This window comes from Streptomyces mesophilus (assembly GCF_040300965.1).
GTDB classification, from domain to species: Bacteria; Actinomycetota; Actinomycetes; order Streptomycetales; family Streptomycetaceae; genus Streptomyces; species Streptomyces mesophilus_A.
The window spans coordinates 31,451-41,452 of the sequence record NZ_JBEPEW010000070.1; the positions used below are offsets into that span (position 1 = coordinate 31,451).

Below are 10,002 nucleotides of genomic sequence, written 5' to 3' on the forward strand. Positions count from 1 at the left end.
CGGTCCGGCACAGGATCACGTGCATGACGGGTGTACGCAGCAACACGGTCGACGCCATGCTCCGCCGCAGCGCCCGGCGCACCCCCGAGCGGGTGGCGCTGCGCTACGCGGACCGCACATGGACCTACGCCGAACTCGACGACGCGGTCTCGCGGGCGGCGCGGGTCCTGAGCGACGCGGGCCTGGCGCCCGGCGACCGCGTGGGGGCCTACGGCCACAACTCCGACGCCTATCTGATCGGCTTCCTCGGCTGCTCGCGCGCGGGTCTGGTGCACGTCCCGGTCAACCATCACCTCACCGGGGACGATCTCGCGTACATCGTCGGCCAGTCCGGGAGCACCCTGGTCCTGGCCGATCCCGCGCTCGCCGGCCGACTCCCCGATGACGTACGGGTCCTTGCACTGCGCGACCAGGACGACTCGCTGCTCGAACGGCTGCGGACGGCCCCGGCGTACGACGGCCCCGAACCGTCCCCGGAAGACCTGGTGCAGCTCCTGTACACCTCCGGCACCACGGCCCTGCCCAAGGGCGCGATGATGACGCACCGCGCCCTGGTCCACGAGTACGTCAGCGCGATCCACGCCCTCGGCCTGGCGGAGACCGACCGGCCCGTGCACTCGCTGCCGCTGTACCACTCGGCGCAGATGCACGTGTTCCTGCTGCCGTATCTCGCGGTCGGCGCGGAGAACACCGTGATCGACGCGCCCGCGGCGGAGCGGATCTTCGATCTGGTCGAGGCCGGACACGACAGCCTGTTCGCGCCGCCCACCGTGTGGATCGCCCTCGCGAACCACCCCGACTTCGCCCGGCGCGATCTGACCGCGCTGCGCAAGGCCTTCTACGGGGCGTCGATCATGCCCGTGCCCGTGCTCGAACGGCTGCGGGCCCGGCTGCCCGGGCTCGGTTTCTTCAACTGCTTCGGGCAGAGCGAGATCGGGCCGCTTGCGACGGTGCTCGGACCCGAGGAGCACGAGGGCCGGATGGACTCGTGCGGGCGGCCGGTGCTGTTCGTGGAGGCCCGGGTCGTGGACGAGTCCGGCAAGGAGGTGCCGGACGGCACACCGGGTGAGGTCGTCTACCGGTCACCGCAGTTGTGCGAGGGCTACTGGGACAAGCCCGAGGAGACCGCGGAAGCCTTCCGGGACGGCTGGTTCCGTTCGGGTGACCTCGCGGTGCGGGATTCCCAGGGCTACTTCACCGTCGTCGACCGGGTCAAGGACGTGATCAACTCCGGGGGAGTCCTGGTGGCCTCCCGGCAGGTGGAGGACGCGCTGTACACCCATGAGGCGGTGGCCGAGGCGGCCGTCATCGGGCTGCCGGACGAGCGCTGGATCGAGGCGGTCACGGCGGTGGTCGTGGCCCGCGGCGAGGTCACCGAGGCGGACCTCGTCGCGCACGCGAAGGAGCAGCTCGCGGCCTTCAAGGCCCCCAAGCGCGTCCTGTTCGTCGACGAACTGCCGCGCAACGCGAGCGGCAAGATCCTGAAGCGGGAGCTGCGGGACCGGTTCGCGGACGAGGGCTGACCACCGGCCTCACGGAGCGGGACGCCGACAGCCGTGCGTCAAGCCGGCGTCAGCATGGTGAGACGGCTGCGCACGTCCGGCGCACCCGGGCATATCGTCGCTTCAGCAGCGATCGCCGCCCGGGCCCGCACGCCCCGTGAGGAGTACGTCATGTCGTCAGCCGCTTTCGCCGAGGACGCCGAGCCTGGTGAACAGGGCCCGGCCGGACCCCTGTTCGTCCCCGTCCGGCCGGGTCCCACGGGCATGAGTCCCCGCTTCTTCCGCACGCCCCTCGGCTTCCGCACCGCCGTCGCCTTCACGTCCGAGCAGCGCCTCACCTCACTCCTGGGCGCGCACCACCCCCGCATCCGCCTGTCCGAACCGGCCCTGCGCGCCCTGGCCGCCCCGGTCGGGATCGCGCTGCTCACGGTGGATCCGCTCTTCTCGGCGCCACGTCCGAAGAGGACCGAGACGCAGGACCGTACGGTCGGACGAGCCGGGCACCGGCGTGCGATGAGCGGCCGTACGACCTGCTAGTACCGCATCGGGCAAGGTCCGCCCCGGGCGGTCTGCGACGATGGCGCCATGCACGAGGAAGTCATTCCCATTCTTCGCGTCGAGGACGCTGCGGCGGCGGTCGCCTGGTACGCGCGGCTGGGCTTCGCCGAACAGTGGGAACACCGCTTCGCCCCGGACCTTCCCGCATTCGTCGAGGTCGCCCGGGGCGGGGTGCGGTTGTTCTTGTCGGAGCACAACGGCGATGCCCGCCCCGACACCTTGGTCTACCTTCGCGTTCTGGATGTCGAGGCCGTCGCCTCCGAGTTCGGTGTGCGGGTGGAGGATGCCCCGTGGGCGCGTGAGATCGAGCTGCGCGACCCTGACGGCAACCGGCTGCGGATCGGCACGCCGACGGAATGACCCTCGTCGGCGGACGTTGCCCGATGCGGCATGAGCGGTGCCGTCTCAGGACGCACTGCTCTCCGCGGTCCTCGCGGGTACGGGGGCCGCTGCGCGGGCATCAGCTGCTCCGAGCCCCCGGGCGAGCGTCAGGGTGACCGCAAGCGACAGACACCCCATCACCGCGATCGCCGCCGCGGGCGAAGTGAGTTGGGCGAGGGAGCCCGCGAGGGTCGCCGCGACGCCCTGCATCGTGAGCATGCCGGAGGTGTGCAGGCCCAACGCGTGGCCGCTCAGCTCATGCGGGGTGAGCGCCATCAGGCGTTCCTGCTGGACCAGGCTCGCCGCGAAGCCCACCGAGGCGAGTGCGGCGAGCGGGAGCGCCACCGGAACCGCCGGCGTCAGGGCGAAGAGCAGGTACGGCGCCGCGAGCAGCAGCAGGAGGGGTACGCCCAGGCGTCGGCGCCAGGTCGGGGGGACGAAACGGCCGACGAGGATGTCGCCGAGGAGCATGCCGCCCGCCGCGCACGCGAAGAGCACACCCGCCCGCGACGGTGCGTACGAGACGAAGAGCGATTCGGCGCCGACCACGAGGCCGTTCGGGACCCACAGCGCGAGGTAGACGCGGCGGCGCGAACGGTCCGACCACAGCAGGGCGTTGGTGCGCCAGGTCTGCGCCACGGACGGCCGGCCCTGCGCGCGGGCGGGCCGGTGGGACAGGCCGAAGCGGGCGCAGAGCGCCGAGAGCAGATACAGACCCGCGCCCACGAGCAGCGTTCCGCGTGCGGACAGCGTCACCACAAGCACGCCACCGAGGGCGAATCCGGCGATCTGCATCGTGCCCGCGCACATGTTGAGCAGCGAGCGCCCGAGCACATAACCGTCCCTGGGCAGTACCTCGTTGACCAGGCCGTAGCGCACGCCCCCGCCGAGCGCACCGGCCATCCCCAGGCAGATGAGCACGGCGAAACGGGCCCACACCGGCATCCCCGGCAGCGCTTGTACGGCGGTGCCTGCCGCGAAAAGCACGGCGAGGCCCGTCATCGCCGCGCGCGGCGGCAGCCGGTCGGCGGCGGAGAGCAGCAGCGTCGCGCCGAGCACCTGGGCGAGCGAGGGGCCGAACATGGCGAGCGCGGTCAGCAGCGGCGAACCGGTCGCCGCATGCACCAGGGTGGCGAGCGCCAGACCGCTCATGGTCTGCCCGGCGACATGGCCGGCGGAGGCGAGAAAGAGGGGCGTGAACTCGGGCGTGGAGAACAGGTCGCGGTAGGTGCGCATGGAGGGAGGGTGCGCAGGCAGTGGACGGCGGGCGTTAGAGTTTCGCGCTGACGCGAAAGCACTGGTTGGTCGAACGGAGCGGAGCCGGACCATGGGCCTGTGGCTGATCAGCACCGACACGCTCGCCAACAGCCGCTTCGTGATCTCCCCGCTGACCGAGACCATCGCCGCCCTCCGGGCCCTCGTACGCGGCGTACCGCATCACCCCGGCGAGCGCGCCTGGCTCGACGCCCACCTGCCCGCCTACCGCGCCCACCTCGCCGCCGCACCGCTCACCGCGCAGATCATCGACGCCGCCTTCGGCCCCGCCTGGACCGCGGACTACCTGACGCCCGCTCCCGACCCCGCGGGCAAGTCGACCTTCGAGGAAGAGCTGACCGAGCTCCTTGCGACCCCTGCGGCGGCCGCGCGCGCCGACCTGACGGTCTCGCTCGGCGGACCACTGCCTCCCGAGCTGGACCGCGACGACCTGGCCGAACGCACGGCGGACCTCCTGCACTGGGTCTGGACGCACACGGTGCGGCCGGACTGGGACCGCCGGCGCAGGATCCTCGAGGCCGATATCGCCGCCCGGACCGCGCAGCTCGGCAGGAGCGGCTGGAGCGCCGCACTCGACGGACTGCGACCCGGGATGCGCTGGCTCGGTGACGGCCGGCTGCGGATCAACGCGTACGACTATCCGCCGCGCCAACTCGACGCCACCCAGCTTCTGTTCGTCCCGGTGACCATGAAGGGCGCCTGGGTCGCCTGGCGGCCGGACGGCAGCCGGCACGCGGTGGTGTACACATGCTCCGGTGTGCTCGCCGAGGCCGATCGTGCGCGCGTGCCGGAAGCGCTCGGCGCGCTCCTGGGACCGGCCCGAGCGCGTGTCCTGGTCCTGCTCGACTCTCCGAAGTCCACCACTCAGCTCGTGGCCCTCACCGGACAGGGCCTCGGATCGGTCGGCCGCCACCTCAAAGTGCTGCTCGACGCGGGGCTCGCGGTGCGCCGCAGGTCCGCGCGCTCGGTCCTGTACTTCCGGTCGGCCGCGGGAGAAGTGCTGGTCAGTGCGGCAGCGGGCCAGGACGGCAAGGCATGAACCTCCCCCGGTGTGAGGGTTTCTGACGGTCGGCCCCTGCATCCTGACGGCGCGTCAACCAGCCACCCCGAACTCCTGACGCGATGTCAAACGATCGGCGGAACTTGCTGACGGTTCGTCATCCGATTGGACCCCGCCGAGCGGCGGCGCGGCGGCGGCGGGGTTCTCCTCGGGGACGGGACATGGTGCTGCCTATGTTGCGGAGAAGGCTCCGCCCCGTGGCCCGTGGAGGAGCGGATGTACCGGCAGGAGATAGGCGTGGGCTCCGGTCACGTCGCTGTCCTCACCTGGTGAGGGCGACCGGAGTCGAGGAGCGGCCGATCGATGCGCGAGGCGTCCTGCTCGGGGACGTATCACGAAGCCCGCGGCCCGTCCGTCCGGAACTTCCGGAAGGACGGGCCGCCGCGCTGCCCCAGGGACCTCCGGGCTACGAGCGCGAGAACACCCGGGCGCCCCCCACGAACGTCTGCTCCACCCGGACCGCACAGATCTCCTCCGGGGGCCCGGCGAACGGATCCCTGTCGAGAACCGCCAGATCCGCCAGATACCCAGGCGCGATCGTCCCGGTCTCGTCGTCGAGATGGTTCACATACGCGCTGCCCGCCGTGTACGCGGCCAGCGCGGCCCCCAGGTCGATGCGCTGCTCCGGCAGGAACACCCCGGTCCCCTCGGGCGCCTCGGGGAGCCGCCGGTTGACCGCCACATGCAGCGCCTGCACCGGATCCGGGCTGCTGACCGGCCAGTCGCTGCCCGCCGCGAGCGTCGCCCCCGAGCGCAGCAGCGCACCGAACGGGTACTGCGTCGCCGAGCGTTCGGCGCCGAGGAACGGAATCGTCAGCTCGTCCATCTGCGGTTCGTGCGCGGCCCACAGCGCCTGCAGATTGGCGCTCGCGCCCAGGGCACGGAAGCGCCCGATGTCGTCCGGGTGCACGACCTGAAGGTGGGCCAGATGCGGCCGCGTATCGGAGAAGCCGTTCGCGCGCCGCGCCGCCTCCACCGCGTCGAGGGCTTCGCGTACCGCACGGTCGCCGAGCGCGTGGAAGTGCACCTGGAATCCGTGCGCGTCCAGTGCGGTCACGTACTTCTGGAGCTCCTCGGGCGGTACGAAGCTGATGCCGCTGTTGTCCGATGTGCAGCCGCAGCCGTCCAGATAGGGGGTGAGCAGGGCGGCCGTGTGGTTCTCGGCGATACCGTCCTGCATGATCTTGACGCTCGTGCAGCGCAGCCGGCCCACCGTCCCCGCCTCGCGGCGCGCGAGGAGTTCGTCGAGCTGCTCGGTGCCGCGCGCCCGGTCCCACCACAGCGCGCCCACGACCCGCGCGGTGAGCCGGCCGTCGCCCGCGGCGGCGAGATACGCGGGCGTCGGATCCTTGAGGTTGCCGAGCTCGCCGAGCAGCGCGTCCTGCCAGGCGGTGATCCCGAGCGAGTGCAGCAGGTGCTGGGCGCGCAGGAGGCCCGCGATCGTCTCCTGAAGGGTGAGTTCGGGCAGCAGTCTGCCGACCAGGTTCGCGGCGCCTTCCTGCAGCATCCCGGTGGGGGAGCCGTCGGCGTCCCGCTCGATCCTGCCGTCGGCAGGGTCGGGTGTCCGGGCGTCGATGCCCGCGCGGTGCAGGGCGCGGGAGTTGACCCAGGCACCGTGGTGGTCGCGGTTCGTGAGGTACACGGGACGGTCGGGCACCAACGTGTCCAGTTCGGCGGCGGTGGGCAGGCCGCCGGGGAAGGCCTCCATCGCCCAGCCGCCGCCGGTGATCCACTCGGCGTCCGGGTGGGCGTCGGCGTAGGCGCGGATCCGGCGGCGGTACGCGTCGAGCGTTGTCGCGCCGCTGAGATCGCACTGTCCCAGCTCGATCCCGCCGCCGACGGGGTGTACATGGGCGTCCTGGAAGCCCGGGATCAGCAACTTCCCCTTCAGGTCGACGACTTCGGTACGCGGCCCGATCAGCTCGCGCACCTCGTCCTGCCCGACGGCGACGATCCGTTCCCCGCGTATCGCGACGGACGTGGCGCGCGTACGAGCGGGGGAGACGGTGTGGACGGGGCCGCCGGTGAAGACCAGATCGGCGTGCATCGAGGAACTCCTTGCGGTCGAAACGGTGTGCGGTACAGAAAAGGACTCAGCGAGTGGACTCGGGTGCGGCGAGCGAGAAGCCCCGCTTCTCGAAGTAGGGCGAGCGCCGCCGGTACTTCGCCCAGGCGGCCATCACCAGTCCGGACGCGACCACCGAGGAGGGCACGGCGAGCATGAACCAGCCGTTGTCCGGGCTGAGTTCGAAGTGATCGCTCATCGTGAAGTACGAGTGTCCGAGATAGCCGCCGATGCAGAGCAGGGCGATTCCGGACAGTCCCGGGGCGAGGACCGAGCGGACGGCCTGCCCGGGAGCGGTGCGCAGATCGGAGCGGAAGCGTACGGCGCAGGCGAGTGCGGTGAGGCCGTAGTACAGGGCCACGATCAGGCCGATGGAGTTGACCGCGGCGAGGATCATCTCGTTCAGCTTCGGAATGGCGAGCGCGAGCAGCGCGACGACGGCGGCGATGGCCATGACGGCGACGGTGCCGGCGGCCGGGGACCCGTAGCGCGGACTGATCCTCGTCCACAGCGGCCCCATCGTGCGGTCGCGCCCCATCGCGTGCAGACCGCGCGCGGTCGGGATGACGCTGGACTGCAGGGACGCCACGGCCGAGCACATCAGCGCGAGCAGCGGCAGCGTCGCCCAGGGCTCGGAGGCCAACTGCTCGCCCAGATACGTGAGTCCCTGCGGCCCCTGCTCGATCAGCTCGGTCAGTGAGAACTCGCGCTGGAAGGCGACGGACCCGTACAGGAAGATCGCCAGCATCGTGAACAGGGCGATGAATCCGCCACGTCCCACGTCCCGGGTGTCCTTGGTCTCCTCCGTGACGCTGAACGCCGCGTCCCAGCCCCAGAAGAAGAACACCGCGAGCACCAGGCCCTGCGCGAAGGCCGTGCCGTCCCCGATCGCGAACGGGTCGAACCAGGACCAGTCGAAGGCGTGCTCCCCGGTGACGATCGCCCAGCCGCAGAACACGAGCAGCACCGCGTACTCGAACACGAGCAGCCAGGTCTGGAAGCGCGTCGCATGCCGTACGCCGGTGACAGCCGTGACCGTCACCGCGGCGAGCACCCCGAGCCCCAACACCGTGCTCAACGCGGTCGAGTTGGGGTCGAGCCCGATGCCCAGGAGCTCGTGAAGCCCCGCCTTGTTCGCGAACTGCAGGACCACCGAGCCGGTCACCGCGCTCGTGTACGCCATGAAGATGACGGTGCCGACGAGCGTCACCCAGCCGGTCAGGAAGCCGAGCCAGGGCCCGATCGACTTGCCGACCCACACGTATCCGCTGCCCATGTTGGGCTCGGAGCGGTTCAGGCGGGCGTACGCCGTGGCGATGCCCAGGATCGGCAGGAAGGCGACCAGGAGGATCGCCGGGGCGTGCAGACCGACGGTCGCGGCGAGCGCGCCCATGCCGATGCCCACGCTGGTGGTGGCGGCGGTGCTGGACGCGGCCAGCGCGACGCCGTCGACGACGCCGAGGGAACGGTGCAGCCGCGGGGGCGCGCCGGAGGACGTAGAGCTGTTCATCGTTGAGCTCCTCAGGCCAGGGACAAGGAGTGATGCACGAGCCGAGCGGAGGCGATGAGCAAACAGCCTTGCCAAAGTTGCGTCAATGGTGTTGACATAAGGGCGGCCGAGGGAGGGAATGCCATGGCGGCAGGGCGGGTTCCGGTCGAGCGGCGGCGGCGCAGACCGACCAAGGCGGGCACGGTCCTCACCGAGGAGCTGATCGTCGACTGCGCGCTGCGCCTCGCGGGCGAACACGGCGCGGAGGCGCTGAGCGTCCGCCGGCTCGGTGCGGCGCTCGGCTGCGATCCGAGCGCGCTCTACCGGTACTTCCACGACACCGACGATCTGCTGCTCGCCGTGGCCGACCGGATCATCGGCGAGACGATGGGCGGCTTCGCGCCCGAGGGCGACTGGCTGGCGGGGCTGCGCGAGATGGCCCACCGCGTCTACGGGGGCTACAGCCGGCATCCGAAGATCGCCGCGCTCGCCGCGTACCGTGTGACGCGCCGTCCCCATGAGTTCCGTGCCGTGGAGATCGGGATCGGCCTGATGCGGCGCGGCGGCTTCGACAAGGCCACGGCGGTACGGCACTACGCGGCGTTCATCGACACGGTGCTCGGCCACGCTGCCCTGGACGCGGCGCACCAGGCGCTCGCGCCCGAGCGGCGGGGGGCGGATACGCGGGCCTGGGCGGAGGCCTATCAGGTGCTGTCGGAGGGTGAGTTTCCGCAACTGGCGGAGGTGCGGGGTGAGTTGCCGCTGATGGCGGTCAGTTCGTTCGAGACCGCGCTCGAGCTGTTTCTGTCGGCGCTGGAGGTTCGGGCGGGCCAGGGGTGACCGGGAAGGCCGCCTCGAGGTGAGGGAGGCTGAGGTCAGCGGTCGGTGGCGAGGGTGACGCCCAGGCCGATGAAGACGGTTCCGGTCGCGGCGTCCATCCTGCGGCGCACCGCCTCACGGCCGCGCAGCCAGCCGCCGATCCGTCCTGCCAGGACACCCACTGTGCCGTCGGCCAGGAACTCCAGGACGATCAATACGCCGCCGAGGACGGCGAACTGCAGCCAGACCGGCCCCGCCGCCGGATCGATGAACTGGGGCAGGAAGGCGGCCATGAACGCGAACGTCTGCGGGTTGGCCATGGAGGACACCACGCCGTTGAGGAAGGCGCGCCGTCCCGGCATCCCGCCGGCGACCTGGTCGCCGGCCTGACTTCTCCTGCGGCGACGGATCATCTGTACGCCGAGGTGGATCAGATACGCGGCCCCCGCGATCCGAAGCACAGTGAACACGACAGGGAACGCCGTGAGCAGTGCGGCGAGTCCGGCGGCCGCCGCGACGATGTACAGCGCGTCTCCCGTGATCACGCCCGCGGTGGCCAGCAGCCCGGCACGGGCACCGCCCCGCATGCCGCACCCGAGCACGAACAGCATGTCCGGCCCCGGGGTGACCAGAGCGATGACCGTGCTCAGCGTGAACGCGGCGAGAAGGTGCGCATCGACCGGCATCCGGTGATCTTCCCATCTGCCGCGGCCTGGAGGAATCGGGTTACGGGAACTGGCGCGGCTGCGCGGCTGCGCGGCGCTCAAGCCAGGTGAGCACAGCGCGGTGCACACAGCGCGGTGCACACAGCGCGGTGCACACAGCGCGGTGCACGCAGCGCGGTGGACACGGC

The 10,002-nt window shown here is 71.4% G+C and carries 9 protein-coding genes; 5 read left to right on the forward strand and 4 right to left on the reverse strand.

Going from position 1 to position 10,002, the window contains the following annotated elements; all coding sequences use genetic code 11:
• Positions 1 to 23 precede the first annotated feature (23 nt).
• From ABT367_RS23570 to ABT367_RS23580, 3 genes are all read left to right on the forward strand, one after another.
• Positions 24 to 1,523, forward strand: coding sequence for an acyl-CoA synthetase (locus tag ABT367_RS23570; RefSeq protein ID WP_352255063.1), 1,500 nt, complete (start codon positions 24 to 26; stop codon positions 1,521 to 1,523).
• 150 nt (positions 1,524 to 1,673) lie between these two features.
• The gene (locus tag ABT367_RS23575; protein WP_352255064.1) at positions 1,674 to 2,039 is read left to right on the forward strand and encodes an SAV_915 family protein; all 366 of its coding nucleotides are present in this window, start codon (positions 1,674 to 1,676) and stop codon (positions 2,037 to 2,039) included.
• 48 nt (positions 2,040 to 2,087) lie between these two features.
• Complete coding sequence (locus tag ABT367_RS23580) at positions 2,088 to 2,420, forward strand: glyoxalase superfamily protein (RefSeq protein WP_352255065.1); 333 nt, start codon at positions 2,088 to 2,090, stop codon at positions 2,418 to 2,420.
• A 45-nt stretch (positions 2,421 to 2,465) separates the two neighbouring features.
• On the opposite strand, the gene ABT367_RS23585 is transcribed toward ABT367_RS23580, so the two are convergent.
• Positions 2,466 to 3,677 carry an MFS transporter gene (locus ABT367_RS23585; protein ID WP_352255066.1) on the reverse strand — a complete coding sequence of 404 codons (1,212 nt, stop codon included), beginning with the start codon at positions 3,675 to 3,677 and terminating at the stop codon, positions 2,466 to 2,468.
• Positions 3,678 to 3,768: 91 nt separating this feature from the next.
• Between ABT367_RS23585 and ABT367_RS23590 the strand changes: the two genes are divergently transcribed.
• The gene (locus ABT367_RS23590; RefSeq protein WP_352255067.1) at positions 3,769 to 4,755 is read left to right on the forward strand and encodes an ArsR/SmtB family transcription factor; all 987 of its coding nucleotides are present in this window, start codon (positions 3,769 to 3,771) and stop codon (positions 4,753 to 4,755) included.
• A gap of 427 nt (positions 4,756 to 5,182) precedes the next feature.
• Here the strand turns inward: ABT367_RS23590 and ABT367_RS23595 are convergent, their stop codons facing one another.
• Both ABT367_RS23595 and ABT367_RS23600 read right to left on the reverse strand, forming a co-directional pair.
• The gene (locus ABT367_RS23595) at positions 5,183 to 6,823 is read right to left on the reverse strand and encodes an amidohydrolase (protein WP_352255068.1); all 1,641 of its coding nucleotides are present in this window, start codon (positions 6,821 to 6,823) and stop codon (positions 5,183 to 5,185) included.
• Between the two features lie 46 nt (positions 6,824 to 6,869).
• Entirely contained in the window at positions 6,870 to 8,351 is a 1,482-nt protein-coding gene (locus tag ABT367_RS23600; protein WP_352255069.1) for an APC family permease, read from the reverse strand.
• A gap of 123 nt (positions 8,352 to 8,474) precedes the next feature.
• On the opposite strand from ABT367_RS23600, the gene ABT367_RS23605 reads away from it, so the two are divergent.
• Positions 8,475 to 9,170, forward strand: coding sequence for a TetR/AcrR family transcriptional regulator (locus ABT367_RS23605; protein ID WP_352255070.1), 696 nt, complete (start codon positions 8,475 to 8,477; stop codon positions 9,168 to 9,170).
• Positions 9,171 to 9,205: 35 nt separating this feature from the next.
• Here the strand turns inward: ABT367_RS23605 and ABT367_RS23610 are convergent, their stop codons facing one another.
• Positions 9,206 to 9,835 carry a LysE family translocator gene (locus tag ABT367_RS23610; protein ID WP_352255072.1) on the reverse strand — a complete coding sequence of 210 codons (630 nt, stop codon included), beginning with the start codon at positions 9,833 to 9,835 and terminating at the stop codon, positions 9,206 to 9,208.
• Between the last annotated feature and the right edge of the window lie 167 nt (positions 9,836 to 10,002).

Excerpts from the sequence above, each read along its gene's own strand:
- ABT367_RS23595 (WP_352255068.1), bottom strand. The coding sequence starts at position 6,823 with ATGCACGCCGATCTGGTCTTCACCGGCGGCCCCGTCCACACCGTCTCC.
- ABT367_RS23600 (WP_352255069.1), bottom strand. The coding sequence starts at position 8,351 with ATGAACAGCTCTACGTCCTCCGGCGCGCCCCCGCGGCTGCACCGTTCC.
- ABT367_RS23570 (WP_352255063.1), top strand. The coding sequence starts at position 24 with ATGACGGGTGTACGCAGCAACACGGTCGACGCCATGCTCCGCCGCAGC.
- ABT367_RS23605 (WP_352255070.1), top strand. The coding sequence starts at position 8,475 with ATGGCGGCAGGGCGGGTTCCGGTCGAGCGGCGGCGGCGCAGACCGACC.
- ABT367_RS23610 (WP_352255072.1), bottom strand. The coding sequence starts at position 9,835 with ATGCCGGTCGATGCGCACCTTCTCGCCGCGTTCACGCTGAGCACGGTC.
- ABT367_RS23580 (WP_352255065.1), top strand. The coding sequence starts at position 2,088 with ATGCACGAGGAAGTCATTCCCATTCTTCGCGTCGAGGACGCTGCGGCG.
- ABT367_RS23575 (WP_352255064.1), top strand. The coding sequence starts at position 1,674 with ATGTCGTCAGCCGCTTTCGCCGAGGACGCCGAGCCTGGTGAACAGGGC.
- ABT367_RS23585 (WP_352255066.1), bottom strand. The coding sequence starts at position 3,677 with ATGCGCACCTACCGCGACCTGTTCTCCACGCCCGAGTTCACGCCCCTC.
- ABT367_RS23590 (WP_352255067.1), top strand. The coding sequence starts at position 3,769 with ATGGGCCTGTGGCTGATCAGCACCGACACGCTCGCCAACAGCCGCTTC.